This is a genomic window from Aeromonas sp. 603404 (assembly GCF_049171775.1).
GTDB classification, from domain to species: domain Bacteria; phylum Pseudomonadota; class Gammaproteobacteria; order Enterobacterales; family Aeromonadaceae; genus Aeromonas; species Aeromonas veronii_A.
In genome coordinates, this window is the sequence record NZ_JAAKPE010000017.1 from 16,758 (window position 1) to 42,342 (window position 25,585).

The following is a 25,585-nucleotide window of genomic DNA, read 5'->3' on the forward strand; positions in this document are numbered from 1 at the left end:
CCAGTTTCAGCCGCTCAGGCCGTTTGTACCGCTGTAGAAACAGCAAAGCCGGCACAGGGCCGGCTTTGTTGAGCAACAAACGAAGCGGGATCAGGCTGCTTCCGACTTCTCGCGGATGAGTTTGTCTACTACCCCCGGATCCGCCAGGGTGGAGATATCCCCCAGGCTGTCGGTCTCGCCGGTGGCGATCTTGCGCAAGATGCGGCGCATGATCTTGCCGGAACGGGTCTTCGGCAGCCCCTCCGCCCAGTGAATGACATCTGGCGTGGCGATGGCGCCAATCTCCTTGCGCACCCACTCCTTCACCTCTTTATGCAGCTCGCGGCTTGGCTCTTCCCCGGCGATCAGGGTGACATAGGCATAGATACCCTGACCCTTGATCTCGTGGGGCACCCCCACCACCGCCGCTTCAGCGATCTTGGGATGGGCCACCAGCGCCGATTCAATTTCGGCGGTACCCATGCGGTGGCCGGAGACGTTCAGTACATCATCCACCCGACCGGTGATCCAGTAGTAGCCGTCCTCGTCGCGACGGGCACCGTCGCCGGTGAAGTAGCGGCCCGGGAAGGTGGAGAAGTAGGTCTGCTCGAAGCGCTCGTGATCGCCGAATACGGTGCGCATCTGGCCCGGCCAGGAGTCGGTGATCACCAGGTTACCCTCGGTGGCCCCCTCCAGCGGTTCGCCCATGTTGTCCACCAGCGCCGGTTGCACCCCGAAGAAGGGACGGGTAGCAGAGCCCGGTTTCAGGTCGGTAACGCCGGGCAGCGGGCTAATCAGGATGCCGCCGGTCTCGGTCTGCCACCAGGTATCGACGATGGGGCAGCGCTCATCGCCAATGGTGCGGTAGTACCACTCCCATGCTTCCGGGTTGATGGGCTCACCTACCGAGCCCATGATGCGCAGGCTCTGGCGCGACGTGCCGGTGACCGCTTCGTTACCCTTGGCCATCAGGGCGCGGATGGCGGTGGGGGCGGTATAGAGGATGGTGACCTGGTGCTTGTCCACCACCTGACTCATGCGGTTGGTGGCCGGGTAGTTGGGCACCCCTTCGAACATGATGGTGGTGGCACCGTTGGCGAGCGGCCCGTAGACCAGATAGGAGTGACCAGTGACCCAGCCCACATCGGCGGTACACCAGTAGATATCCTCTTCGTGGTAGTCGAACACATATTTGAAGGTGAGGGTGGCGTAGACCAGATAGCCACCGGTAGTGTGCAGCACCCCTTTGGGTTTGCCGGTGGAGCCGGAGGTATAGAGGATAAAGAGCGGATCTTCGGCGTTCATCGCCTCGGGCGGGCAGTCGCTGCTGACGGCGGCGGTCGCTTCATGCCACCAGATGTCGCGGTGGTTGTGCCAGGCGACATTGCCGCCGGTGCGCTTGAGCACGATCACCTTGTTGACCTGGGTTTCCGGGTTGGTGAGCGCTTCATCCACATTCTTCTTGAGCGGCACCGGACGGCCACCGCGCAGACCCTCGTCGGCGGTGATCACGATGCGCGAGCCCGAGTCGATGATGCGGCCAGCCAGCGCTTCCGGCGAGAAGCCGCCGAATACGATGCTGTGTACCGCGCCGATGCGGGTACAGGCCAGCATGGCGATGGCGGCTTCGGGCACCATGGGCATATAGAGGCAGACCACATCGCCGCGGTGAACCCCTTGTGCTTTCAATACGTTGGCAAACTTGCACACTTCGCTGTGCAACTCGCGGTAGGTGAGTTTGCGATCTTCGGCAGGATTGTCCCCTTCCCAGATGATGGCGACCTTGTCACCCCGTTCGGCGAGATGGCGATCGAGACAGTTGGCCGAGACGTTGAGCTGGCCATCTTCAAACCATTTGATGGAGACATGGCCCGGATCGTAGGAGGTGTTTTTGACCTTGCTATAGGGTTTCATCCAGTCGAGAATTTTTCCCTGCTCTCCCCAGAAGGTATCGGGATCCTCGATGGAGGCCTGATACATGGCGGCGTAGTCGCCCTTGTCGAGCAGTGCATTGCTGCTGATGTGGGGTTTGACCGGGTAGACCTTGCTCTCGCTCATCACTCACTCCTTTGAATACATACTTTTAATAATTAAGTAACAACTTATACCTTTGGCTGATGGGGGCAATTAGACTTTTGGATAGACAGCAACATTTGGTTACAGGGTAATGGGTGACACTCAGGTGGTGAGTGGGTAAAAAGGAGGACTTTGATGGATGGAGGTAGTTATGTTCTCTCTATTGCTCTGTGCATCCCTCTGGCAGTTTGATGTGCCTGTACTGGCAGACAAGCCCCCCAAAGAGTTTGCGATTACGCATCAGGAGCCGTCACAGACCGTGCGGGATCGGGTTGCCGATCAGCTTGGCAACGCATGGCAGGCAAAAAAACCGGGGGCCAAATTTTCCCTCAGTGAGCCTGGATCCCGTTACTCTGGCGACTCACCGCTCACACGCATGCTCAATGAGCGGGATGATGGTGGTGTTCCCACCCTGACGTTTGGCAGATAGTCATATCTATCGCCAGGGGATTTTCCCCTGCGGCACCAATGACATCATCATCCTTTGATGAACGCAGTCGACCTGACGTTGCGTACCAATAGATAATCCCTTTTTCCCCTGTTAAGGGCTTCTGGGCACAGATGTTCAGCCTGAGTTGCAAGCCCTTGCTACCGTGGTCCTTTTGACATCCCGAGAGAGCGTTATGTCGCTAACAGGGGATGTTTATCATGCGCGATCAGAGCGTTAGTGCTTGAGCTGTGCGGCTTGCTGGCAAAGAGGGCTGACGATGATTGACTCTGTTGTAATGGAATTTGGCAACATGGTTGGCATGTTGCCATTTGGTCAGGAAACCTGGAGTGCGCAGCAACAGGATATCCCCCTGATTGCAGGAAGCAGTTGCATTGTAGAGCCTAATGATGCGATGGGTTTGACTGTCTGTGCGTTTTCATTTGGCTGGACCCAAGATAGGTGGGCGCTGGTAAACGTGGAAGTTGCCTGTGGTGTGAGTGTTACCAGCTGAAGCGATAGCTCAGGGTCAGGTTCACGACTGGTTGCCAATCGCAACCCTGTATGAGCCACTGCTTGGCACCCGCTTCTGCGTCGAGTTGCCACTTTTGCCAAGCCCAGCTGTGCTCCAGGGTTAGCCCCCAGTCTCGCCAACCTTCATGAGCATCATAAGCAGCCATGTGGGCCTGACTGCCCCGGGTCAGCCAGAGGTTGAGGGAGAGCCCGGCCGGCAGCGGCAGGCTGTGCTCCATGTACCAGAGCTGGCCATAACGGCCAGTGAGGTCGACGAGCTGGGACAACGTCAATTGATGGTCATCATCCAGCTGCCATCCCAGGCGCCACATAGCACTGAAACGGGTACTATCAACCACTGGCATGGATCCGACTCCCAAGGCGATAAAACTCTTTTCATAGAGAGGTAGTGCCAGCCCGGCACTGCTTCCGTTAGTGAAAAGGAGCCCAACCTGGGTCTCCCGTTCATAACCCCACCAGAGTTGGCTGTGCTGGGTTGCGTTACTACTGGCCTGGTTACTGTCCAGTTGCCAGCTGCTGCCGAGTAACAACTCCTTTGCTTGCAATGGTAGCGTTACCAGTATTAGCAGCGACAGCCAATACTTATTTGCCATATAGCCGCGCCCAGTCCCGATCCTGATGCATTCCCATCAGATGACAGATGATGCCGGAGCGCTGGAAAGCATAAATCAGCAGTACGCTGGCGGTGCAGAGCAACATGATAAGGCCAAAGCTGTTGGGCAGTATGGTGCCCTGACGGGCGGTCCACCACAGTAGCAAGGGGCCCCACAGGTGCACGAAGATGCTCTTGTGGAAGATGAAGACGGTCAGCGAGTACATGCCGATCCAGTTGAGTGGTCGCCAGCAGAGACGGATATTGTGTTGGTGTAGCCAGAGCACGGTACCGATCACCAGAAACTCCATACCCCAGATCCCGGCTCGGCCGATCATGTCCAGCGCCAGTTCGTGTTCGTTGGCGTAGATGTCGTTGAGCTCGACCGTGCTTGTCTCGCCGAACATGAGATAGATGGCCAGCGCCACCAGCGACAGCGTCAGTACCAGACGGTTGAGGCGATCTCGCCATTGTGGGCGCTGATGCCAGCACCAGCCATAGAGAAAGCCGAAACAGCCACTGGCCATGAAGAGGTCGAGACGGGCATCCAGCTCATAGTCGGGGTGAACGTGCAGCTTCATCCAGCTGTCGATATGGCCGAGCAGATCCTGTACGCCGAGTTGATCCAGTAGCAGGCTTAGAAGGGTCAGCAGGAGCATGCCGCGGATGCCGAACCAGGCATACACCATGGAGAAGAGCGCCAGCAGGCACATCCAGAGCATGACCGGGTAGAATGAGATGGCCTCGCCGAAGTTGGGGGCGATGACCAACCCTTCGACATAGAGCATCAGTATGATGCTGGTAAACAGGGCCAGCTTGCTGCCCAGCTGCGGCTTGAAGCTGGCCTGATCGCGGCGGCTCAGGTTGAATGCGGCCAAGGCCAGGTAGATCTGGCTGACCCAGGGGATTAACCAGGCTGATGCGTGTGCTGTCAGCTGATCCATGGGGAGCAGGTGTCCCGCCATTGCCTTGTGTGATACATAGAAGCTGTCCCACAAGGCATGTTCCCGATTGAAGAAATCGATGTACCAGTAGTTGAGGTAACCGGTGTAGTGCTCAAAAACGGCCATGAAGATGACAAGCCCGCGCAACAGATCGAGGCCTGTGATGCGCGCATCCTGGGGAGGCATACGATTGCTCCTGTGTAGTGTGGCGAAAGGAGCGGCACTATATCGGCTTTTGTAAAACTGAACGGGAGCTGAATGTAAGCAAATATTACGGGGTGCTGTACCGATGTGCTTGTAATCGCTGGGAAGTGCCTGACCTGGCTGTCATGATTTGCAATATTATTGGCTGTTTTTTAGCCTTTCTCTCGGCCAAATGCTTGAATACCGCGCACAAATACCAGCCAGCCGAGCAGATGGAAGGGGAGGGCGAGCAGATAGAGCAGCAGGAAGTGCGACTCGCTGCCACTGCTGTTGATGAAGTCGATCCAGGCGGCCAGCAGCGCCAGCATGCCGGCAATCTGGAAGCGGCGGCGCAACACCACCTCGACGCCGAGATTGGCAAGGTAGAGGGTGAGCAGGATGCCGGCAAAGCCGGTGAGCTGGGCGGTGCCGTAGAGCTCGCGATCCGGGTTGAACAGCAGCGCGATCAGGGGAGTAATGCCCTGATCCAGCGGGATCAGGGCCAGCAGCCAGCATGCAATCAGAAGCAGGGCTGTCTTCATCGCGGCCTCAGTCGGCAGACGGTGCCGGTTTGACCAGAGAGAGGTAGTTGGCATCCATCTTGAGGAAGACCCCCAGCAGACGGGCACTGGCGCCGTAGAAGCCAAACCGGTCGGCGGCGCGACAGGCGCTTTCGAACTTGTCAAACCAGCCCAGCAGATGACCGTGCAGCAGTGCTTCCTGCTCGTCGAGCCAGCGTTCCCGCTCGGCTGCACTCTTGGCTTCCGCCGCACGGATGATGAGATTGCCCATCAGATCCAGCTCGATGGCCAGATGATCCGCAGGCTCTTTGTATTTGTCGCTGACATTGATACCAAGGCGATCGAGGCGGGCCTGCATCTCGGCCATCGGGGCCTGCATCAGCAGCTTGGCCTCGCCGCGGTAGAGCGATTCGTAGGGCAGGGCGCCCTGTTTGGGATCCACCAGAAACAGGCCGGCGAAGTCGGCGGCCAGTTCCAGCTGGCGATCCGGGCGCACCAGCAGGCGGGCGATGGCATCGTTGAGCTCGGCCACGGCTTCGCGCATCGGATCCAGGGTGGAGAGGCTTTTCAGGAAGCTTCGCACATCATAGGTGTCATATTCGGCGATCTGCTCATCACTGAGTTCGGCGGCGAACAGGGTGGAGAACCACCAGTAGAGTTCGGCCCGGCGTTCGCTGGTAGCCATAAATTCCTGCATTTTTCCTCCGTGGATGGCAATCGGGAGCCTTGATGGCTCCCGATTCTAACGACTTTAAAAATAAAGGAAACTCAAGGGGGCGTTTTCGTCCCTCCGTGGTCAGAGTGCCGGGAACATGGGGTCGATGCCCTTGGCCGATTCAGGCGCGCCGAAGGCGGTGACAGCAGGTGCCTGTCCGCGGAATTTCTCGATCTCCACCAGCGCGGTGTGGGCCGTGGTGGCCTGCGCCAGGCTGGAGGAGCCGATGTCGGCGGTCAGCACGTTGGGATCGCCGTAGGTACAGAGAGTGCCCACCTTGCCACCCTCTTGCGGACCATACCAGGCTCCTTCCTGAATGCGCACCACGCCGGGAGCGTAATCATCGCTCACCACCAGCCCGGCCAATACCTGACCGCGTCCGTTGAACACCCGTACCAGATCGCCGTCCTTGAGGCCGCGGGATTTGGCGTCCTGCGGATTCATGTAGACAGGCTCGCGCCCCTGCACCGTGTAGGTGGCGCGGTAGTTGTCGGAGGAGCAGAGCTGGCTGTGCAGCCGCTTGTCCGGGTGGCAGGATTGCAGGTGCAGCGGGTACTGTTTGCTGCCCGGCCCGCCGTGGGAGCGCTCGTAGGGTTCAATCCAGACCGGGTGGCCCGGGCAATCCCCATAGCCGTAGTCGGCGATGGTCTTGGAGTAGATCTCGATAAGGCCGGACGGTGTACCGAGGGGTTCCAGATCCGGCTCCTGACGGAACGACTCGTGGCGCACCCAGGGTTGGCCCGCCGGGAAGGTGACGAAGCCCTCGCCGTGCCAGAACTGGCTGAAACGGGGCAGACGAATGCCGATGCCGCGACCCTGCAGGCGGGCGTCGTCATAGATGCTCTGGATCCACTCCAGCTTGCTCTTGCCGCCGGTGAACTCGGCCTCACGACCGAAGCGACGGCAAAGATCGGCGAAGATGTCGTAGTCATCGCGCGCCTCGAACAGCGGCTCTACCACCTTGTACATGGCCAGAATGCCCGCGTTGGAGTGGGAGCCCCACTGCTCGATGTCATCCCGCTCATAGGTGGTGGTGGCGGGCAGCACGATATCGGCGAAGCGGCAGCTGGCGGTCCACTGGTGATCGATGCTGACCACGGTTTCCAGCTTGCGCCAGGCCGCGACCATCTTGTTGCGATCCTGCTGGTGGTGGAACGGGTTGTTGCCGCAGAACACCGCCATCTTCATGTGGGGGTAGGTGATGGTCTGGCCGTTGAAGGCGATCTGCTTGCCCGGATTGAGGATGCAGTCGACGAAGCGGGCCACCGGAATGTATTTGGAGTAGCCCTTCCAGTCGCCGTCATGGAGTGGTTTAACGCCGGGAATGACCGAGCTGAAACCTGACATGATAGGGCCGCTGGAGGTGATGGTGCCCGCCCCGTTGTAGTGCCAGCCAAAGCCGTAACCGCCCCCCGGCAGGCCGATCTGGCCAATCATCGAGGCCAGTACCACCAGCATCCAGGCGTACTGTTCGCCGTGGTGCATGCGCTGTACACACCAGCCGCCGATAAGCTGGGTACGGCCGCTGCTCATGGTGCGGGCCAGCTCGCGGATGGTTTCGGCTGGTACGCCACAGATGGCGGCGGCCCACTCTGCGTCCTTCACCTGACCATCGCTGGTGCCCAGCAGGTAGGGCAGGAACTTGTCAAAACCGGTGGTGTAGTCTTTCAGGAACTTCTCGTCGTGGCGCTTCTCGCTGTAGAGGGTGTGGGCGATACCCAGCATTAGCGGCACGTCGGTTTGCGGATTCAGGGTCACCTGATCGCAATTGAGGTACTTCTGGGTCTTGGATTTGACCGGATCGACACTGATCACCCGGATCTCGCCCTTGGCCACCTTCTCTTTCAGCTGCGCCCAGTAGTCGTAGACGCTGTGATCCGGCACCAGCCAGCCCACCTGCAGGTTCTTGATGGGATCTGAGCCCCAGATAACGATGGTCTTGCTGTGTTCCAGCACCAGCGGCCAGGAGGTCTGCTGCTCGTACACCTCCATGGCGCCCGCCACGTGGGGCAGGATCACCTGGGCGGCACCGGTGGAGTAGTCACCGGCCTTGGCCAGATAGGTGCCGTGCAGGTTCATGGCACGCCCCAACATGGCGCCAGCAGAGTGCAGCTTGCCCACTGACTGCCAGCCGGAGTGGCCGGCATAGAGGGCGCTCGGGCCATAGGTTTTCTGCACCCGCTCCAGCTCGTGATAGAAAAAATCGAGCGCCTGAGACCAGGTGACCCGCACGAAGCGGTTCTGGCCGCGTTCGCTGGTGTTGGACTGGTGCCCCTTGCGCAGCCAGTCCAGCCGCACCATGGGGTAGCGGATGCGGGAGGGGTTGTAGACCACTTCACTCAAGGCCTTGAGCATGTCGGTGGGGTGCTTGTCGTGCTCGAACGGCAGGGTCTCGACCCAGCGGCCATCGACCACCCGGGCACGGAAGGCGCCCCAGTGGGAGCCGGACTGCACCAGTTTTTCGCCGGACTCGGCGGCCATCACGGCGCGACCGAGCAGGGAGGGGCCGATCAGGGCAGAGGCACCGCTGGCCAGCAAGCCACCCAGAAAACCACGACGGGAAATATTGATCATCTTGTTATTCCTCTTTCGAATCCGGACTTAGTGGCTGCCCTGACCACCGGTATCGGCGGCATGGTTTTGCAGGTATTTGAGCAGGGTGCGTTCCTCTTCCTTGCTCAGGCGATAGTAGGCAGACATCGCCTTGAGTCCCGAAATCCAGCCGTTGGCAGTGAAGTGAGCGGGATCCGGCGCGCCGTGGCAGGAGTTGCAGGTGGATTTGTACATCTCGCCGGCGTAATCCCAGATTGGCTTGAGCGAGGACTCAAAGCCCTTGCCATCGACCCAGGCCTGCACCTGAACCTTCTCCCACTTGATATGGGTGGTGCTGTCGGTCTCCTGTTTGAGCACTTTCTCGCTCGCTTTCAGTTCGTCACGGATGGTGGCGACGAAGACCCGCTTGCCCATGTATTCGCTCAGCACCCGGCCCTTGCCATCGCTCTCGCGCCACCCTTCGATGGTTACCTTGAGGCGATCGCCGCTGCGGTCTACGACGTCGATGCGGGAGGCGGGCAGCAGTTTGCCGACCGGGTCGCTGCTCTGTTCGCTGGCGTAGAGATCTTTTTCACCCAGGTTGTAGAGGGTCTCGGTGGCTGGCGCCTCTTGCGCGTGGTTGATCAGGGTGGCGTAAGTGGCCCGGAAGCCGCCCGCCATGTTGGGCAGTTCGTGGGCGATGCCTTTGTGGCACTCGATGCAGTTCATGTTCTTCGCCGCCGCATCTTTCATCGCCAGCGCTGCCGCCTGGGACTGCTTGGCGTGATCCATGTTGTCGTAGCTGTGGCAGGACTTGCAGGTCTTGGAGTTCTGGCTGCTCATCCGCGCCCACACCTTCTCGGCCAGATGCAGGCGCCGGTCCTCGAACTTCTCCTGGGTGTCGATGCTGTGGCCTATGTACTCCTGATAGAGGTCGTTGGCCGCCTCCATCTTGCGGGCCACCTTGCCGACGAAATCTTTCGGCTGATGACAGTCGGTACAGACCGCCTGTACCCCTGAGGCATTCTTGAAGTGGATGGACTCCTTGTACTCCGGATAGACGGTGTCTTTCATGGAGTGGCAGGAGATACAGAATTCGAGGCTGCTGGTTTTCTCAAAGCCATAGTGCAGGCCGACGGTGCCCGCGAGGGTGACGCCGACGCCCACCAGAAGCAGCGCCAGTACCGACCAGCGACGGCTGGGGGTGCGCAGGAAGTGCCACAGTTTTTTCATCATGCTCTCTCACATCACTTTTTTGATGGGAGCCATGATAGGGAGGCGTTGTGAACAGAGCTGCCGCCACAAATTAATGAAATAGGGGTATTTATGACAAAATGTGAATAGAATAATCCTCCCTTGTCGACCATCGTGAACCCTGCCCATGAGCTACCACATTCTGGTTGTTGAAGATGATGCGGTTACCCGCGAGAAGCTGACCGGCTATTTCGAGCGGGAGGGCTATCGGGTGACGGCGGTCGAAAACGGCCAGGAGATGCGCGCCGTGCTGGCGGAACAGACGGTCGATCTGGTGATGCTGGATATCAACCTGCCGGGAGAAGATGGTCTGCTGCTGACCCGTGAACTGCGGGCGCGCAGCACGGTGGGGATCATTCTGGTCACCGGCCGCAGTGATGCGGTGGACCGGATTGTCGGCCTCGAGATGGGGGCCGATGACTATGTCACCAAGCCGTTCGAGCTACGGGAGTTGCTGGTGCGGGTCAAGAATCTGCTGTGGCGGATCTCGCTGGCGGCCGCCGCGCCGAGCGAGCCTGCGGTGGCTGACGATGCGGTGCGCTTTGGCCCTTGGCGTTTTGACATCCCCCGTCGCCAGCTCAGCAAGGACGGAGTGCCGGTGCGTCTGACCAAGGCGGAATATGAAGTGCTGGTGGCCTTTGTCGCCCATGCCGGGCGGGTGCTCAGTCGGGAGCGGATCCTGACCCTTATCAGCCATCGCGGCGATGGCCCGAGCGATCGCACCATAGACGTGTTGATCCGGCGGCTGCGCGGCAAGATGGAAGCGGATCCGCGGGATCCCCAGCTGTTTGTCACCGTCCATGGTGAAGGCTATCTGTTTGCCGGCGAGATAGCCTCCTGACCCCGTTGCGGCGGCCTTGACCTGTTTGACCGGGTATCAGACCGGCGGGCGGGTATCAAATTGCGGGCAGTCGTCGCCAATTTGGTGCCAAGGCGCCTTGGAGCCGACAAAGATGTGAAACGTGGGCCGCTGGCTCGGCACATCGTCCAGTACCCCGAGGCGCAGGTTGATCTTGCCGCTGCTGCTCTTCTGGCTGAACAGGCTGGAGCCACAGTGACGACAGAAGGCCAGGGTGGTCTCTGCCGATTTGCGGTAGCGGCCGATGGCCTCTTCTCCCTTCACTATGGTGACCTGGTTGCCATCCAGTCCGCCGACCGAGGCGTAATCTCCCCCTGAAAACTTGCGGCATTCGCTGCAGTGGCAGTTTCCCATATAGTCGAACTGATCCGGCAGGGTCAGGGCGACGGCGCCGCACAGGCAGCTGGCATGTAACTCTTTCATCTCTTCTCCTTGAGTGGGCTGATCGGATTTGGAACGGCTATTCGACCCGATAGACGGGACGAAAAGCGCCATCCGAGAGGGAATCGGCGGGGTCGGCCAGCGGCGCAGACAGCGTCAGAATGGGTGGCCCCATCACCCGCGGACACTGTTCGGCACTGGCATCAGGGTGTTGCAGCAGGCAGACCGCCTGAGCGACAGCAAGGCGCCCCTGCAGCCGCATCTGATCGCTGTTGGCGGCGAGGATCTTGCCCCGGCGCAGGCCCCGCTGTACCCCGTGGCTGAAGTAGGTGCTCAGCACCTGGGGCCTGTCGAGATGGCGCTGCGCAAGCTCGTTGACCGCCACTTCGGCGGCGATGGCGCCCCCCACCAGATAGTCGAGGTCGGGATAGCGGGCCAGCGTCTGCTGCACCAGCGTGCGCTGGATTTCCCGGCTGTTGTCGCCGCGCTCGGTGGTGACCAGCTTGATGGCGCTCCCCTTGATGGCGTCGGCAAAGCCCGGCTCGACGAAGTTGTTGCCGCCACTCGCCTGCGGGCCGGGGAAGAGGGCAACCGAGACCGGTTTGCTGCCAGCGGGGTGACGCTGCGCCAGCCAGTGGCCGATTTGCCAGCCCATCTGGTACCAGGAGACCCCCACCTTGGCCTGCACCAGACCGCTGGGCAGATCGTTGACCAGACCAAAGAGCGGCAGCGGCGTGGCCTCGATGGCCTCGCGCAAGCCCTGATAGCTCACCGCGCCGAGCAAGATGGCGTCGCTCCCTTCCTGCACGCAGCGCTGCAACTGCTGGCGCTGCTCGGCGAGGGCTCCGTAACCCCCCGCTTCGTGGATCTGCAACTTGACTCCCAGCCGCTTCGCCTCGTCCACCATGCCCTGATTGACCGAAAGCCAGTAGGCGTCGCGCAGATGGGGGTAGAGGGCACAGAGGGTCAGCGGTTTGGTTGCCGCAGCGGGTTCCGGCCACTGCTGGCGCAGCGGCTGGCCGCTGAATTCGCCGCCGGGCCAGATATCGACCGCAAAGGCGAGGGCGGCGCGAGGCAGCGTGAGCAACCACATGAGCAACAACGGGGAGAGATAGACGCTTCGCATGGCCAGGGGTTTTGTTAAAGTGTTGGACCATATTATCCGGTCAAAGCCGACCACAACCAAGGGACTTCCCGTGAGAATCTTTTCCGGCCTGGGTGGCAAGTTGCTGCTGGCTTTCTCCTTGATGGCATTACTCACACTGAGTGCCTCCCTGCTGGGTTGGGTGGGGCTTAGCCATCTGCGCCAGCTGGAGCAAGGAGTGCAGCAGACTCTGGCCGATCAGGAGCTGGCCCGCACGCTCTCTCGCCTCAGCGGCGAGATCCAGAGCGCGTCGCGGCTGCTGGCCACCGCAACCAGTGAGCAGGAGCGGGAGCATCAGGGACGCTTGCTCACTCTGCAGGGACAACAGCTGCAGCAGGTGCTGGCGCAACTTGGTCGTGGGCAGGGTTCAACAAGCCTCGATCAGCTCAGTCAGAGCATCATCGGCAATCTGGGTCAGCAGGGCTGGCTGGTGGGGGAGCGGTTGACCCTGATGGCGCAGGGTGAGGCGCAGCGGGCCCGTCTGGTGGCGGCGGCCGGGCAGATCGCCGAGCTGGCGCGCAGCCAGATGGAGAACGCCGAAACCGTGATGGTGGCGGGGTTGGGTTCCCTCTACCAACAGCAAGGTGCGCAGGCGGCCCGGACGCTGGACCGCCTGCTGGAGCAGGACCTCGACTGGCTGGAGCAGATGACCGAGCTGCGCCATCGCACCCTGATGCAGCAGCAGCGCCTCGAGGAGATGTGGCGCAGTGAACGGCAGGAACAGTTGCAAACGCTATTGCAAGAGGGGCAGTGGGAGCTGGCCATCTTGCAACTGCGGGCCGGGGCTGTGACCGATCCGGCTCGCCGGCAGGCGGTGGAGCAGGCGCTGACCGTGCTGGCGCAGAGCGACAAGCTGGTGCAACTGCGCAGCGACTGGCTCGGCAAGGGGGAGGCGCTGCGGGTGCTGGCCAATGCCAACGAAGCCCTGATGAGCAGCCTCAACCAGCAGGTCGGTGAGCTGGTCAGCCGTGCCCGCGATTCGCTGGGGCAGAGCCAGCAGGCGTTAAGCCAGCGCCTCAGGCTGCTGGAGCAGGCGCTGATGGGCATTGGCCTGCTCACCCTGCTACTGCTGATGCTGCTGATGTGGCGCATGGTCTACGGCCGGATCGTCTGGCCGCTGCAACGGGCGGTGGCGGGGATGAGCCGGTTGGCGCGCGGGGATCTGGCCCCCCTTGAGCCGATCGCCAGCACCGGGCGCGATGAGCTGGCGGAGCTGGGCCGGGCCTTGCAGGTGTTTCGTGACAATGCGGTTGAGCTGGGCCGTTATCAGCGCGAGCTGGAGTCGCGGGTCGAGGAGCGCACTGGCCAGCTCAGCCACGCCAACGAGCGGCTCAATGAGGAGGTGGAGAAGCAGCGGCAGGCCCGTGCCGAGGCCGAGCAGGCCAACCGGGCCAAGTCGGTGTTTCTCGCCACCATGAGTCACGAGATCCGCACCCCCATGAACGGCATTCTCGGGGGCCTGACGCTGCTGGAAGATACCCACCTGAGCGATACCCAGCAGCGCTATCTGGCCGCCATCGAACACAGCGGCGAATCCCTGCTGGAGATCCTCAACGACATTCTCGACTACTCCAAGATCGAGGCGGGCCATGTGGAGGCGCGCCGTGAGCCCTTCCCCCTGTTCCAGCTGGTGGATGAGCTCAGCGCGTTGTTTCGGCCAAAGGCTGCGGCCAAGGGGGTCACTCTGGCGCTGGAATATGCGCCCGGGCTGGCGCCTGTGGTCGAGGGGGATCTGGGCAAGCTGCGGCAAGTGCTCGGCAACTTGCTCGGCAATGCGGTCAAGTTTACCGCCCGTGGCCAGATTACCCTGACGGTGGCGCCTCTTGCCTGCCAAGGCCCTTGCGCCGAACCCTGCATCCTGTTTGTGGTGCGCGATACCGGCCCCGGCATTCCGGCCGATGAGCAGGAGGCGGTGTTCGAGGCGTTTCGCCAGCGCAAGCGCGATATGGGCCATCAGGGCGGCACCGGGTTGGGACTGGCGATCAGCCGCAAGCTGGTGGACGCCATGGGGGGCGAGCTGATCCTTGTCAGCGAACCGGGCAAGGGGTGTGAATTCAGCTTCAGCCTGCCGTTGCAGCGCTCGAGTGCCCAGCTGCCCGCCGAGGCGCAGCCGCTGCACCTTGGCCAATCCCGCGACATCCTGCTGGTGGAGGATAACGAGATCAATCGGCTGGTGGCGCACGGCATGCTGACCCGCCTCGGTCATCGCGTCACTCTGGCGGAGGATGGTCGCAGTGCGCTGGCGCTGGTGACTGCGCGTCCCTTCGAGCTGGCGCTGCTCGATATCAATCTGCCCGATATGGACGGCATGACCCTGCGCGAGGATCTGGCCGCCATCAGCGAGGAGATGCATGAGCGGTCGCTGCCCGCCATCGCCATCTCGGCCCAGATGTATCCAGAGGATATCCGCGACTGCCTTGCCGCCGGGTTTGTCGATTTTGTCGGCAAGCCGGTGCGGCTGGCGGTGCTGGCGAACGCCATCGATCAGCTGTTTCGGCAAGAGGGCGCCTCTATCGAGCCGCAGGTGCAATTATCTGCAGCCGCGCCCTCGACTAACCAGCCCGAGTGGGCCAATCCGGTGCTGGATGCCGATCTGCCCCTGCTCGGCATGGTGCGGATTCGCCAGCTGGTCGCGCTGTTTGAGTCGCAAGGGCGGGTGTTGGTGGATGAGTTGGCTCAGGGGGAGGGAAGTGAGCAACGTCAGCTGGCGCACAAGCTCAAGGGGAGTGCGCTGGCGCTGGGGTTGACCGAATTGGCCAGCCACTGTGCGGCTCTTGAGGCGGGGGGCGGTGAGGCTGCGACAATAGGGACTCAATTTGACGCGGCGGTGAGCGGGTTGCAGCAGTGGCTGGCGGCCAACAGGGATGCGCCGTTCTGATCCCTGCTGGCGATGTACAACGTTCAGAGGGGGTGGCCAGCCCCTGCGCCGTTATTCGATCTCCCGAAACAGCACCTGCTTGCACTTGGCACAGAACCATTCCCGGCGAAAATCGGTCAGGTGCACCATGCCCACCTCCAGCAACTCGTGGTGGCCGCAGTGATAACAGAAGATGATGTCGCCATCGACTGATTCAGGGTGGACCGCCAGATATTCGGCTTTAGTGGGGAGCTGCTCCCACGAGGTGGTGGGGACATGCTTGCGTTGGCTGGTGTAGTAGACCCAGTAGAACAGAAAAAAGACAGCCAGGATCACGAATGTCAGCAGATGGTCCATCTTGAACTCCTCCGGTTAGGTGCAGCCCCTCGGATGCATGGCTGCAATCAGCTCCATCATCATTAAATTTGTTTCGAATGAATATGTTACAGGATGGATAAAGAGGGCGTTGTGATCCCCTTCGGGTTTTGCCCGCCCGCCGCGAGATGAAAAATGTGCCGTTTGGCGGAGCGACCAGGGTATTGAACGGGGAGGGCATCTTGCTTTTTACAACATAAATTCAACATTTTTTTAGGTGGTTGGACTGTCTCTTTGATCCAGCTCACGTTACAATGCCCGCGCCCACTTCACCTAACGCGCAAACGATTTTCAGGAGAGAAACGGATGTTGAAACGTGACATGACCATCGCCAATTATGATCCGCAATTGTGGCAGGCCATCACAGACGAAACCCGTCGTCAGGAAGAGCATATCGAGCTGATTGCGTCTGAGAACTACACCAGCCCCCGTGTCATGGAAGCCCAGGGCTCCCAGCTGACCAACAAGTACGCCGAAGGTTACCCCTCCAAGCGTTACTACGGTGGTTGCGAGTATGTGGATGTGGTCGAAACCCTGGCCATCGAGCGCGCCAAAGAGCTGTTCGGTGCCACCTACGCCAACGTGCAGCCGCACTCCGGCTCCCAGGCCAACAGCGCCGTTTACATGGCTCTGCTGCAGCCGGGCGACACCGTACTGGGCATGAACCTGGCCCACGGCGGTCACCTGACCCACGGCTCTCCGGTCAACTTCTCCGGCAAGCTTTACAACATCGTGCCTTACGGTATCGATGAGTCCGGCAAGATCGACTACGACGACATGGAACGTCAGGCTGTCGAGCACAAGCCGAAGATGATGATCGGCGGCTTCTCTGCCTACTCCGGCATCGTTGACTGGGCCCGCATGCGCGAAATCGCCGACAAGGTCGGTGCCTACCTGTTCGTCGACATGGCTCACGTGGCTGGTCTGATTGCCGCTGGCGTCTACCCGAACCCGGTTCCCCACGCTCACGTGGTCACCTCCACCACCCACAAGACCCTGGCCGGTCCGCGCGGTGGTCTGATCCTCTCCGCCGCTGACGACGAGGAGCTCTACAAGAAGCTCAACTCTGCCGTCTTCCCGGGTGGCCAGGGTGGCCCGCTGATGCACGTCATCGCCGGTAAAGCCGTTGCCTTCAAAGAGGCGCTGGAGCCGGAGTTCAAGACCTATCAGGCTCAGGTCGTGAAAAACGCCAAGGCGATGGCTGCGACCTTTATCGAGCGCGGTTACAAGATCGTCTCCGGCGGTACCGACAACCACCTGATGCTGGTTGATCTGATCGGCCGCGAGCTGACCGGTAAGGATGCTGACGCTGCGCTGGGTAAAGCCAACATCACCGTCAACAAGAACTCCGTGCCCAATGACCCGCGCTCCCCGTTCGTCACCTCCGGTGTGCGGATCGGTACCCCGGCCATCACCCGCCGCGGTTTCAAGGAAGCCGAGTCCATCGAGCTGACCCACTGGATCTGCGACGTACTGGACAACCACGACAACGATGCCGTGCTGGCCACCGTACGCGAGAAGGTGCTGGATATCTGCCGCCGCTTCCCGGTCTATGGCTGATAAGTCAGACCATCCGGTTTGAGACCAATGCCACCTGCGGGTGGCATTGTTTTTTCTGGCTTTTACCGGTTTTGGATGGCCGTGCTACACTGGCCGACCTAGATCCTGGCCCGCCGGGCCGGTCCCTGTTCCATTAACGCCGGAGGTCCGATGCATTGCCCATTCTGTAGTGCGGTTGATACCAAGGTGATCGATTCCCGTCTGGTGGCCGAAGGCCATCAGGTGCGCCGCCGTCGTGAGTGTCTGCTCTGTCACGAGCGTTTTACCACCTTCGAGATGGCCGAGCTGGTGATGCCCCGCGTCATCAAGTCCAACGGTTCCCGCGAGCCGTTCAATGAAGACAAGCTGCGCGCCGGCATCCTGCGGGCGCTGGAGAAGCGGCCGGTGAGCATGGAGGCCATCGAAAAGGCGGTCAACCATATCAAATCCCGCCTGCGTGCCACCGGCGAGCGTGAAGTCGCCTCCGAGCTGGTAGGCAATCTGGTGATGGATGAGCTCAAGAGTCTGGACAAGGTGGCCTATATCCGCTTTGCCTCCGTCTATCGCAGCTTCGAAGATATTCGCGAGTTCGGCGAAGAGATTGCCAAGCTGGAGAAGTAAACCGCCATTCTCACCCATGTTGCCGCGTCCGATTACGCTGCGCTAATCGAACCTACGATACTGCGTAAAGCCGAGATGTGTTGTCAAAGGAGCCCGAATGTTTAGTCAAGATGATTACCAATGGATGAGTCGGGCCCTCGAACTGGCCCGCCGCGGCCGCTACACCACGGCCCCCAACCCCTGCGTCGGCGCCGTGCTGGTCAAAGATGGCGTGGTGGTTGGCGAAGGGTGGCATCAGAAGGCGGGCGAGCCCCATGCCGAGGTTTACGCCCTGCGCGCCGCCGGTGACAACGCCCGTGGCGCTACCGCCTATGTAACCCTCGAACCCTGCTCCCATCACGGTCGTACTCCCCCCTGCGCCGAGGCGCTGATCAACGCCGGCGTGGCCCGGGTGGTGGCGGCCATGGTCGATCCCAATCCCCAGGTGGGCGGACGTGGCCTGCGGATGCTCTCCGAAGCGGGGATCAAGACAGATTTCGGCCTGCTGGCGAGCGAAGCCGAGGCGCTCAACCCGGGCTTTTTCAAGCGGATGCGTACCGCCTTCCCGCGGGTGACCGTCAAGCTGGGGGCCAGCCTCGATGGCCGCACCGCCATGGCGAGCGGCGAGAGTCAGTGGATCACCTCCCCGGATGCGCGCCGTGACGTGCAGCGGCTGCGGGCCCGCCACGATGCGGTGCTCTCCAGCGCCGAAACCGTGCTGGCCGATGGCGCTTCCCTGACCGTGCGCTGGGACGAGCTGCCCCCCTCGGTCAAGGCGAGCTACCCCAAAGAGACCCTGCGCCAGCCGCTGCGGGTCATCGTCGATTCGCAAAACCGCCTCACACCCGACTTGCCGCTGTTCCAGAGCGAGAGCCCGGTGCTGCTGGCCCGTCACAAGGCGTCCGGCGAGTGGCCCGAGTGGGTGCAGCAGTTGGAGCTGCCGCTGCTGGATGGCAAGCTGGATCTGGTCAGCCTGTTCATGTTGCTGGCCAAACAGAACGTCAACTCGGTGCTGGTCGAGGCGGGCCCGCGGCTCTGCGGCGCTCTGCTGGAAAAAGGGCTGGTGGATGAGCTGGTGCTCTATCAGGCTCCCAAACTGATGGGTGACGAAGGGCGCGGCCTGTTCCATCTGCCGGGTCTGACCCGGCTGTTCCAGGCCCCCAAGCTTGCCATCAAGGATGTGCGCATGGTGGGGCCGGATATTCGCATTACCGCCAAAATAGCCTGATTTATCAATGTTCAAGGGGGCATAATCAGTCCCCGTCATCAGCAAGGTGATCTGCATGTTTACCGGAATTATCGAAGCGGTGGGAACCCTGGCCGAGCTGCGCCGTCAGGGCGATGACATGGCCCTCACCGTCCACGCACCAGGTCTGGATTTTAGCGACGTCAAACTGGGCGACTCCATCGCCACCAACGGCGTCTGCCTCACCGTGGTGGCGCTGGGCGACAAGAGTTATACCGCCGACGTGTCGCTGGAAACCCTCTCCCGTACCGGTTTTGCCGCCGCCAGAGTGGGCGATCGGGTCAACCTCGAGAAGGCGCTGATGCCCACCTCCCGCCTCGGCGGCCATCTGGTCTCCGGCCATGTGGATGGGGTAGGGGAGGTGAAAAGCGTCTCCAGCAGCGGCCGCGCCATCGAGTACTGGATCAAGGCGCCGGGGGAACTCTCCCGCTATATCGCCGAGAAGGGCTCCATTGCGGTGGATGGCATCAGCCTCACCGTCAACGCGGTGCAGGGGGACCTTTTCCGCCTGACGATCGTGCCCCACACCGCGCAGGAGACCACTATTGCCAGCTGGAAGCCGGGTCACAAGGTCAACCTCGAGGTCGATCAGATCGCCCGTTATCTGGAGCGGCTGATGATGGGAAAAAGTCAGGAGAGCAGCGCCTCGACCCTGACCATGGAGACGCTGGCCAAGGCCGGTTTTCTCTGACGGTGTGCGCTGAGTCTGGCCACCAAAACGATTTTCTGTGATCCCGCTCTGATTGAAATGGAGCCGCTAGCCCCAATCTAGAGCAACATACACACGCATTTGCGTTGAGCCTGCGGGCTCAACCCCCAAGCACACTGATGGAGTAGCCCATGGCGCTGAGCACAACCCAGGAAATCATTGCCGATATCAAGGCTGGCAAGATGGTGATCCTGATGGATGACGAAGACAGGGAGAACGAAGGGGACCTCATCATGGCCGCCTCCTGCGTCCGTCCGGAGGATATCAACTTCATGGCCCGCTACGGCCGTGGCCTCATCTGCCTGACATTGACCCGGGATCGCTGCAAGCAATTGGCGCTGCCGCTGATGGTGGATCGCAACAATGCCCAGTTCTCCACCGCTTTTACCGTCTCCATCGAGGCGGCGGAAGGGGTGACCACTGGTATCTCAGCCGCCGATCGTGCGGTGACCGTGCAGGCGGCAGTGGCGCCCAATGCCAAGGCAGCCGATCTGGTGCAGCCGGGCCACATCTTCCCGCTGATGGCGCAGGATGGCGGCGTGCTGACCCGTGCCGGCCACACCGAAGCGGGCTGCGATCTGGCCCGTCTGGCCGGTTTCGAGCCTGCCGCCGTCATCGTCGAGATCCTCAACGAAGATGGCACCATGGCGCGCCGTCCGGATCTGGAGCTGTTCGCCGAGGAGCACGGCATCAAGCTTGGCACCATCGCCGACCTTATCGAGTACCGCAACCAGCACGAGACCACGGTCGAGAAGGTGGCCGAGTGCAAGCTGCCCACCGAGTTTGGCGAGTTTGACCTCATCACCTTCCGCGACACCATCGACAATCAGGTTCACTTCGCCCTGAAAAAGGGTGAGGTGCAGGCTGATCAGCCGACCCTGGTGCGCGTCCACCTGCACGATGTGCTGAGCGATCTGCTGCTGACCGACCGCCATGCAGCACGCAGCTGGCCGCTGCCTAAATCCATGGCCCGCATCGCTGACGAAGGCGGCGTGCTGGTGATCTTGGGAGCGGAAGCACACGGCGCCGAGCTGCTGGCCCGGGTCAAGGGCTTTGAAGCCGCTGACAAGGGACTGGCACCGGAAGGGGCCAGATGGCAGGGCACCTCGCGCCGGGTGGGTGTCGGTTCCCAGATCCTCAAGGCGCTCGGCGTGAGCAAGATGCGCCTGTTGAGCTCGCCGAAGAAGTACCATGCCCTCGGCGGTTTCGGTCTGGAAGTGGTTGAGTACGTCGGCGAGTAAAGCTCTACCAGAGAAGAACCATCCCCTTCCGGGTGGCTTCGGTCTGGAAGTCGTGGAATTTACCGGCGAGTAAGTGCGCCGGACTGGTTAAATCGCGATCATGGCCGTCTATTGCGGCCATGGTTTTTGTCGTGGGTCTGTTGTGCTAGAATGTGCGCACTTTTGACTCCGGCCCTTTTGATTGCACAGATACAGGATTTCCAATGAAGGTTATCGAAGGAAATATCGCCGCTCCTGAGGCGCGCGTTGCTATTGTTGTTGCCCGTTTCAACAGCTTCATCAACGACAGTCTGGTGAACGGTGCGGTGGACGTACTGAAGCGTCAAGGTCAAGTGCAGGACAGCAACCTGACACTGGTAAAAGTGCCGGGCGCGGTTGAAATGCCATTGGTCATCAAGAAGCTGGCCAAGAGTGGTCAATACGACGCCATCGTGGCGGTCGGTACTGTCATCCGTGGCGGCACCTATCACTTCGACCTGGTGGCAAACGAGAACAGCAAGGGCATGGCCCAGGTAATGATGGAATATGAAATTCCCGTTGCCTTCGGTGTGTTGACCACTGAAAACATTGAACAAGCCATCGAGCGTGCAGGTACCAAGGCGGGTAACAAGGGTGCAGAGGCTGCACTGGCAGCGCTCGAAATGATCAACGTCCTGAAAGAACTGGACGTGTAACGAGGAGAAGTACATTGAAACCGTCTGAGCGCCGTAAAGCCCGCCATTGCGCCACCCAGGCCATCTACCAGTGGCAGATGACCAAGGCTAACGTGGGTGACATCGAAGAGCAGTTCAAGATCGATCAGGACACCAAGGGTGTAGACCTGAACTATTTCCGCGATCTGCTGTTCGGGGTAGCCCTCCACTGCAGCGAGCTGGACAAGGTGTTTGCACCTTTCCTCTCCCGTCCGCTGGAAGAAGTGGACATGGTGGACAAGGCGATCCTGCGTCTGGCGACCTACGAGCTGACCCGTCGTGATGATGTACCGCCGCGCGTGGTCATCAACGAAGCGATCGAGCTGGCCAAAGCTTTTGCTGCCGATGACAGCCACAAGTTTGTCAACGGTGTACTGGACAAGGTGATCAAATCGCTGAACAAGCGTTGATCCTGCTGTCCGTCAGCATCTAAGAGAGGAGCCAGCTTATTGCTGGCTTTTTACTGTATGGGTGAATTTGAGCTGATTGATAAGTACTTCAAGGTTCCCCACGCCCGCAAGGACGTGGTGATGGGCCCTGGAGATGACTGTGCCCTGCTGACCCTGCCCCCCGATACCCAGCTGGCGGTGAGCACCGACACTCTGGTGAGCGGCGTACACTTCTTTCCCGACATGGATCCGGTGGATCTCGGCTACAAGGCGCTGGCGGTCAATCTCTCCGATCTCGCCGCCATGGGTGCCGAGCCACGCTGGGTGTCGCTGGCGCTGACCCTGCCTGCCATCAACGAAGGTTGGGTTGCCGGTTTTGCCGAAGGGTTTCTGGAGCTGGCCGAGTACTACAACGTGGCGCTGGTGGGCGGAGACATGACCCGCGGGCCGCTCTCCATCACCATCTCGGTGAAGGGGTCGGTGCCTGCCGGTCGCGCCCTGATGCGCAGCGGCGCCAAAGCCGGTGACGGCATCTATGTGACCGGCACTTTGGGAGATGCCGCGCTGGCGCTTTCCCACCTGCTGGGCAAACGCACCCTCAACGAGAACCAGCTGGCAGCTGTGCTGCCACGGCTCGACCACCCCCATCCCCGCATTCTGGCCGGTCAGGCGCTGCGCGGGCTGGCGGGTAGTGCGCTGGATCTCTCCGACGGTCTGGCATCAGATCTCGGCCATATCCTCAAGGCCTCCGGCGTGCGTGCCCAGATCGATCTCGATCTGCTGCCGCTCTCGCCGGTGTTGCAGGATGCGGTGAGCGAGCAGGAGGCGTGGCAACTGGCGCTGGCCGGTGGCGATGACTACGAGCTCTGCTTCACCGTACCGGAGGAGCACCGCGGCGCGCTCGATACGGCGCTGGCCCACAGCGGGGTCAAGTTCAGCCGCATCGGCCGCATCGTGGCGGGCGAGCCGGGCATCGACTACCTGCGTGGCGACCAAGCGGTCGAGCTGCAACTGAAAGGGTGGGATCACTTCGCATGAGTTTGTTCAGGATAAAGCCCGAGCTGACACGACTGGATCTGAAAAATCCGCTTCATTTTTTGGCGGTGGGGTTTGGTTCCGGCCTCAGCCCCAAGGCGCCGGGCACCATGGGCACCCTGGCGGCCATTCCGCTCTACCTGCTGGTGAGTGGGCTGCCGACCTATTGGTTTATCGCCTTGCTGGCGGTGGGTTTTGTTGTGGGGATCCGTATCTGCCAGAGCGCCACCGATGCCATCGGCGTGCCGGATCACGGCGCCATCGTCTGGGACGAGGTGATCGGCTTTGGCGTTACCATGATCGCAGCGCCAGCCGGTTGGGAGTGGGTGGTGGCGGGCTTTGCGCTGTTCCGGTTGTTTGATGTGCTCAAGCCCTGGCCCATCTCCTGGTTTGATCGCCGGATCCACGGTGGCCTGGGCATCATGCTGGACGATCTGATCGCCGGCCTGTTCGCTCTGTTTTGTATGCAATTACTGGCATTCTGGCTCGGTTGAGAGCCATCTTCCGGGGGATGACCGTTCTGGCATCCCCCGATTTATATCTGCTTAATTTTCATTCATCGGCATATGCTGCCGTTTATCATCCATTTCACATAAATATTCACTACTCATTCGGGGCTGGTGATTGTTTTGGAAATAGTGATAAATGCTGCTTGTTGCGTTGTTGTTGAAATTAAAGTAATGATACCAATAGATGTACGGACGCACCGGCCATTTGTGTGATGAAAATCATCATTTATCTCTGCCGAATTGGTGGTTATCTGCACAAAACATTGCGGAATTGTATAACTCAATCATTTACACCCGTGGTCAAACCGTCTAAGTTACTCGCGGGTTATTCCAAAAAAATGCAAAAAACCCGCCCGGATCGCTGGTTTCGCTGCCTCATGGATTGAGCAAATATTGCCCAAGGTAACAACCGGCATCTGCGGCTGATTTACGGACGAATTATTTGGGACGGATGTCCCCCGCAGAGGTAAACATGTCCTTGCTCGAAGTAAAGAACTTGCGGATCGAGTACCCCTCCCGCTACGGGGTGCTGGCCGCGGTGAAGGATCTCTCTTTCTCTATCGAAAAGGGTGAGATTGTCGGGGTGGTCGGTGAATCCGGCGCCGGCAAGTCCACCATCGGCAACGCCGTTATCGACCTCCTGAGCCCGCCGGGTCGCATCGCCCGTGGCGATATCTATCTCAATGGCGAGCTCATCTCCGGCAAGAGCCAGAACGAGATGCGGGCCATCCGTGGCTCCCGTATCGGGTTCATCTTCCAGGACCCCATGACCTCCCTCAACCCGCTGTTCACCGTTGAGCATCAGTTGGTGGAGACCATTCTGGCCAATACCGATCTCTCTCGCGAGGCCGCTTTTGCCAAGGCGCTGGAGCTGATGGGGGCGGTGGGTATTCCGCAGCCGGAGCTGCGCATCAAACAGTATCCGCACCAGTTCTCCGGTGGCATGCGTCAGCGGGTGGTTATCGCCATCGCGCTCTCCTGCGATCCGGAGCTGATCATCGCCGATGAGCCGACTACGGCGCTGGATGTCTCCATTCAGGATCAGATCCTCCAGCTTATCCGCGCCCTCTGCAAAGAGCGTCAGGTGGGCTGCATGCTGGTGACCCACGACATGGGCGTGGTCTCCAACGTTACCGACAAGGTGGCGGTGATGTATCGCGGCGATCTGGTGGAGTTCGGCCTGACCGAACAGGTGTTGGGCAGCCCCAATCACCCCTATACCCGCAGCCTCATCTCGGCGGTCCCCCGTTCCGATGTGAAGCTGGTGCGCTTCCCGCTGGTCTCCTATATCGAGGATGCCAGTGCGCCGGATACCAATATCGACCTCAAGACTCACTGGCTCGGCCAGAGTCAGGACGAGCGAGCCTATGAAGGGGCGCTGTTGCGGGTGGAGAACGTCGATCTGAAGTTCGTCACCAAGGACTCCATCTTCCCGAGCCGCCGCCAGTATGTACGCGCCTGCAACAACATCAGCTTCGAGATCTTCGAAGGGGAGACCTTCGGTCTGGTGGGGGAGTCCGGCTCCGGCAAATCGACCATTGCCCGCGCCATCACCGGTCTCTATCCGCCTGATACCGGCAAGATTTTCTTCGAGGGGATCGATCTGACCGCTCTCAAGAGCGAGCGCGAACGTCGCCCGCTGCGTCGCCAGATGCAGATGGTGTTCCAGAACCCCTATTCGTCGATGAACCCGCGGATGAAGGTGCGCGACATCATTGCCGAGCCGATCCGCTTCCATCAGCTGGCGAGCAGCGAGAGCCAGATCGAGGGGATTGTCGGCGATCTGCTGGATCACGTGGGTCTTGGCCGTGGTGCTGGCCTCAAGTATCCCCACGAGTTCTCCGGCGGTCAGCGCCAGCGTATCTCCATTGCCCGCGCATTGGCCACTCGCCCGCGCTTCCTTATCTGTGACGAGCCGACCTCGGCGCTGGATGTGTCGGTGCAGGCCCAGATCCTCAACCTGCTCAAGGATCTGCAGCAGGAGCTCAAGCTCACCATGCTGTTTATCAGCCACGATCTGCCGGTGATCCGCCAGATGTGCGACCGCATCGGGGTGATGCAGCACGGTAATCTGGTGGAGGTGGCCGAGACCGAGAAACTCTTTACCAATGCCGAGCATGAGTACAGCCGCAAGCTGATCTCCCTCATGCCGGAGTTCAAGGGAATGTCCCGCGAGGGGCTGGAAATCGCAAGCTAGGAGAGCGCCGGTGCGCCGGTCTGCTTGTCAAAAAAAGTGTCATAAGAAAGCCAAA

General features: G+C 60.7%; 24 protein-coding genes. 14 read left to right on the top strand and 10 right to left on the bottom strand.

Features of this window, described 5'->3' with window-relative positions; all coding sequences use genetic code 11:
* Window positions 1-90: 90 nt before the first annotated feature.
* Window positions 91-2,037 (bottom strand): acetate--CoA ligase, encoded by a 1,947-nt coding sequence (gene acs, locus G5306_RS18370; protein ID WP_421313399.1) that lies wholly within the window; start codon window positions 2,035-2,037, stop codon window positions 91-93.
* Window positions 2,038-2,206: 169 nt separating this feature from the next.
* Between acs and G5306_RS18375 the strand changes: the two genes are divergently transcribed.
* Both G5306_RS18375 and G5306_RS18380 read left to right on the top strand, forming a co-directional pair.
* Entirely contained in the window at window positions 2,207-2,485 is a 279-nt protein-coding gene (locus G5306_RS18375) for a hypothetical protein (protein WP_216951969.1), read from the top strand.
* A gap of 277 nt (window positions 2,486-2,762) precedes the next feature.
* Window positions 2,763-2,996: a hypothetical protein gene (locus G5306_RS18380; RefSeq protein WP_216951968.1), complete on the top strand. Its 234-nt coding sequence runs from the start codon at window positions 2,763-2,765 to the stop codon at window positions 2,994-2,996.
* On the opposite strand, the gene G5306_RS18385 is transcribed toward G5306_RS18380, so the two are convergent.
* From G5306_RS18385 to torC, 6 genes are all read right to left on the bottom strand, one after another.
* Window positions 2,986-3,609: a hypothetical protein gene (locus tag G5306_RS18385; RefSeq protein WP_421172939.1), complete on the bottom strand. Its 624-nt coding sequence runs from the start codon at window positions 3,607-3,609 to the stop codon at window positions 2,986-2,988. The two genes, G5306_RS18380 and G5306_RS18385, sit on opposite strands and share 11 nt — an antisense overlap.
* Window positions 3,599-4,738 (bottom strand): hypothetical protein, encoded by a 1,140-nt coding sequence (locus G5306_RS18390; protein ID WP_421313401.1) that lies wholly within the window; start codon window positions 4,736-4,738, stop codon window positions 3,599-3,601. Before G5306_RS18390 ends, G5306_RS18385 begins: the two co-directional genes overlap by 11 nt.
* Before the next feature lie 170 nt (window positions 4,739-4,908).
* Window positions 4,909-5,277: a hypothetical protein gene (locus G5306_RS18395; protein WP_227341296.1), complete on the bottom strand. Its 369-nt coding sequence runs from the start codon at window positions 5,275-5,277 to the stop codon at window positions 4,909-4,911.
* 7 nt (window positions 5,278-5,284) lie between these two features.
* Window positions 5,285-5,953: a molecular chaperone TorD gene (gene torD, locus G5306_RS18400; RefSeq protein WP_058057287.1), complete on the bottom strand. Its 669-nt coding sequence runs from the start codon at window positions 5,951-5,953 to the stop codon at window positions 5,285-5,287.
* Window positions 5,954-6,052: 99 nt separating this feature from the next.
* The gene (gene torA / locus G5306_RS18405) at window positions 6,053-8,545 is read right to left on the bottom strand and encodes a trimethylamine-N-oxide reductase TorA (RefSeq protein WP_421313403.1); all 2,493 of its coding nucleotides are present in this window, start codon (window positions 8,543-8,545) and stop codon (window positions 6,053-6,055) included.
* Window positions 8,546-8,572: 27 nt separating this feature from the next.
* The gene (gene torC / locus G5306_RS18410; protein ID WP_421313405.1) at window positions 8,573-9,739 is read right to left on the bottom strand and encodes a pentaheme c-type cytochrome TorC; all 1,167 of its coding nucleotides are present in this window, start codon (window positions 9,737-9,739) and stop codon (window positions 8,573-8,575) included.
* 145 nt (window positions 9,740-9,884) lie between these two features.
* Here torC and torR point away from each other — a divergent pair, with 145 nt between their 5' ends.
* Window positions 9,885-10,598, top strand: a complete 714-nt coding sequence (torR, locus tag G5306_RS18415; protein WP_042080622.1) for a two-component system response regulator TorR — start codon at window positions 9,885-9,887, stop codon at window positions 10,596-10,598.
* A gap of 36 nt (window positions 10,599-10,634) precedes the next feature.
* Here the strand turns inward: torR and G5306_RS18420 are convergent, their stop codons facing one another.
* Window positions 10,635-11,039 carry a GFA family protein gene (locus G5306_RS18420; protein WP_421313407.1) on the bottom strand — a complete coding sequence of 135 codons (405 nt, stop codon included), beginning with the start codon at window positions 11,037-11,039 and terminating at the stop codon, window positions 10,635-10,637.
* 37 nt (window positions 11,040-11,076) lie between these two features.
* Window positions 11,077-12,123: a TMAO reductase system periplasmic protein TorT gene (gene torT, locus G5306_RS18425; RefSeq protein ID WP_421313409.1), complete on the bottom strand. Its 1,047-nt coding sequence runs from the start codon at window positions 12,121-12,123 to the stop codon at window positions 11,077-11,079.
* Between the two features lie 70 nt (window positions 12,124-12,193).
* Between torT and torS the strand changes: the two genes are divergently transcribed.
* Window positions 12,194-15,019: a TMAO reductase system sensor histidine kinase/response regulator TorS gene (torS, locus tag G5306_RS18430; protein WP_421313410.1), complete on the top strand. Its 2,826-nt coding sequence runs from the start codon at window positions 12,194-12,196 to the stop codon at window positions 15,017-15,019.
* 51 nt (window positions 15,020-15,070) lie between these two features.
* Here torS and G5306_RS18435 read toward each other — a convergent pair whose 3' ends face one another.
* A complete protein-coding gene (locus tag G5306_RS18435) occupies window positions 15,071-15,355 on the bottom strand; it encodes a hypothetical protein (RefSeq protein WP_421313411.1) in 285 nt (94 codons plus the stop codon).
* 324 nt (window positions 15,356-15,679) lie between these two features.
* On the opposite strand from G5306_RS18435, the gene glyA reads away from it, so the two are divergent.
* From glyA to G5306_RS18485, 10 genes are all read left to right on the top strand, one after another.
* Window positions 15,680-16,933 (top strand): serine hydroxymethyltransferase, encoded by a 1,254-nt coding sequence (gene glyA / locus G5306_RS18440; protein WP_005338884.1) that lies wholly within the window; start codon window positions 15,680-15,682, stop codon window positions 16,931-16,933.
* Between the two features lie 150 nt (window positions 16,934-17,083).
* On the top strand, window positions 17,084-17,533 hold the full coding sequence (gene nrdR / locus G5306_RS18445; protein ID WP_005338880.1) for a transcriptional regulator NrdR: 450 nt from the start codon (window positions 17,084-17,086) through the stop codon (window positions 17,531-17,533).
* Window positions 17,534-17,630: 97 nt separating this feature from the next.
* Complete coding sequence (ribD, locus tag G5306_RS18450; RefSeq protein WP_005343507.1) at window positions 17,631-18,740, top strand: bifunctional diaminohydroxyphosphoribosylaminopyrimidine deaminase/5-amino-6-(5-phosphoribosylamino)uracil reductase RibD; 1,110 nt, start codon at window positions 17,631-17,633, stop codon at window positions 18,738-18,740.
* 55 nt (window positions 18,741-18,795) lie between these two features.
* Entirely contained in the window at window positions 18,796-19,449 is a 654-nt protein-coding gene (locus G5306_RS18455) for a riboflavin synthase (RefSeq protein WP_005349507.1), read from the top strand.
* A 149-nt stretch (window positions 19,450-19,598) separates the two neighbouring features.
* Window positions 19,599-20,708, top strand: coding sequence for a bifunctional 3,4-dihydroxy-2-butanone-4-phosphate synthase/GTP cyclohydrolase II (ribBA, locus tag G5306_RS18460; protein WP_421313412.1), 1,110 nt, complete (start codon window positions 19,599-19,601; stop codon window positions 20,706-20,708).
* 203 nt (window positions 20,709-20,911) lie between these two features.
* The gene (gene ribE, locus G5306_RS18465; RefSeq protein ID WP_005338866.1) at window positions 20,912-21,382 is read left to right on the top strand and encodes a 6,7-dimethyl-8-ribityllumazine synthase; all 471 of its coding nucleotides are present in this window, start codon (window positions 20,912-20,914) and stop codon (window positions 21,380-21,382) included.
* A 14-nt stretch (window positions 21,383-21,396) separates the two neighbouring features.
* Window positions 21,397-21,810, top strand: coding sequence for a transcription antitermination factor NusB (gene nusB / locus G5306_RS18470; RefSeq protein ID WP_005343514.1), 414 nt, complete (start codon window positions 21,397-21,399; stop codon window positions 21,808-21,810).
* A 57-nt stretch (window positions 21,811-21,867) separates the two neighbouring features.
* On the top strand, window positions 21,868-22,827 hold the full coding sequence (gene thiL / locus G5306_RS18475; RefSeq protein WP_026034998.1) for a thiamine-phosphate kinase: 960 nt from the start codon (window positions 21,868-21,870) through the stop codon (window positions 22,825-22,827).
* Entirely contained in the window at window positions 22,824-23,318 is a 495-nt protein-coding gene (locus G5306_RS18480; RefSeq protein WP_368226847.1) for a phosphatidylglycerophosphatase A, read from the top strand. Before thiL ends, G5306_RS18480 begins: the two co-directional genes overlap by 4 nt.
* 487 nt (window positions 23,319-23,805) lie before the next feature.
* The gene (locus G5306_RS18485) at window positions 23,806-25,530 is read left to right on the top strand and encodes a dipeptide ABC transporter ATP-binding protein (RefSeq protein ID WP_203119592.1); all 1,725 of its coding nucleotides are present in this window, start codon (window positions 23,806-23,808) and stop codon (window positions 25,528-25,530) included.
* Window positions 25,531-25,585: the final 55 nt, after the last annotated feature.

What these genes read in the sequence shown, in the direction of transcription:
- acs (WP_421313399.1), bottom strand. Translation starts at nt 2,037, where the DNA reads ATGAGCGAGAGCAAGGTCTACCCGGTCAAACCCCACATCAGCAGCAAT.
- G5306_RS18375 (WP_216951969.1), top strand. Translation starts at nt 2,207, where the DNA reads ATGTTCTCTCTATTGCTCTGTGCATCCCTCTGGCAGTTTGATGTGCCT.
- G5306_RS18380 (WP_216951968.1), top strand. Translation starts at nt 2,763, where the DNA reads ATGATTGACTCTGTTGTAATGGAATTTGGCAACATGGTTGGCATGTTG.
- G5306_RS18385 (WP_421172939.1), bottom strand. Translation starts at nt 3,609, where the DNA reads ATGGCAAATAAGTATTGGCTGTCGCTGCTAATACTGGTAACGCTACCA.
- G5306_RS18390 (WP_421313401.1), bottom strand. Translation starts at nt 4,738, where the DNA reads ATGCCTCCCCAGGATGCGCGCATCACAGGCCTCGATCTGTTGCGCGGG.
- G5306_RS18395 (WP_227341296.1), bottom strand. Translation starts at nt 5,277, where the DNA reads ATGAAGACAGCCCTGCTTCTGATTGCATGCTGGCTGCTGGCCCTGATC.
- torD (WP_058057287.1), bottom strand. Translation starts at nt 5,953, where the DNA reads ATGCAGGAATTTATGGCTACCAGCGAACGCCGGGCCGAACTCTACTGG.
- torA (WP_421313403.1), bottom strand. Translation starts at nt 8,545, where the DNA reads ATGATCAATATTTCCCGTCGTGGTTTTCTGGGTGGCTTGCTGGCCAGC.
- torC (WP_421313405.1), bottom strand. Translation starts at nt 9,739, where the DNA reads ATGATGAAAAAACTGTGGCACTTCCTGCGCACCCCCAGCCGTCGCTGG.
- torR (WP_042080622.1), top strand. Translation starts at nt 9,885, where the DNA reads ATGAGCTACCACATTCTGGTTGTTGAAGATGATGCGGTTACCCGCGAG.
- G5306_RS18420 (WP_421313407.1), bottom strand. Translation starts at nt 11,039, where the DNA reads ATGAAAGAGTTACATGCCAGCTGCCTGTGCGGCGCCGTCGCCCTGACC.
- torT (WP_421313409.1), bottom strand. Translation starts at nt 12,123, where the DNA reads ATGCGAAGCGTCTATCTCTCCCCGTTGTTGCTCATGTGGTTGCTCACG.
- G5306_RS18435 (WP_421313411.1), bottom strand. Translation starts at nt 15,355, where the DNA reads ATGGACCATCTGCTGACATTCGTGATCCTGGCTGTCTTTTTTCTGTTC.
- glyA (WP_005338884.1), top strand. Translation starts at nt 15,680, where the DNA reads ATGTTGAAACGTGACATGACCATCGCCAATTATGATCCGCAATTGTGG.
- nrdR (WP_005338880.1), top strand. Translation starts at nt 17,084, where the DNA reads ATGCATTGCCCATTCTGTAGTGCGGTTGATACCAAGGTGATCGATTCC.
- ribD (WP_005343507.1), top strand. Translation starts at nt 17,631, where the DNA reads ATGTTTAGTCAAGATGATTACCAATGGATGAGTCGGGCCCTCGAACTG.
- G5306_RS18455 (WP_005349507.1), top strand. Translation starts at nt 18,796, where the DNA reads ATGTTTACCGGAATTATCGAAGCGGTGGGAACCCTGGCCGAGCTGCGC.
- ribBA (WP_421313412.1), top strand. Translation starts at nt 19,599, where the DNA reads ATGGCGCTGAGCACAACCCAGGAAATCATTGCCGATATCAAGGCTGGC.
- ribE (WP_005338866.1), top strand. Translation starts at nt 20,912, where the DNA reads ATGAAGGTTATCGAAGGAAATATCGCCGCTCCTGAGGCGCGCGTTGCT.
- thiL (WP_026034998.1), top strand. Translation starts at nt 21,868, where the DNA reads ATGGGTGAATTTGAGCTGATTGATAAGTACTTCAAGGTTCCCCACGCC.
- G5306_RS18480 (WP_368226847.1), top strand. Translation starts at nt 22,824, where the DNA reads ATGAGTTTGTTCAGGATAAAGCCCGAGCTGACACGACTGGATCTGAAA.
- G5306_RS18485 (WP_203119592.1), top strand. Translation starts at nt 23,806, where the DNA reads ATGTCCTTGCTCGAAGTAAAGAACTTGCGGATCGAGTACCCCTCCCGC.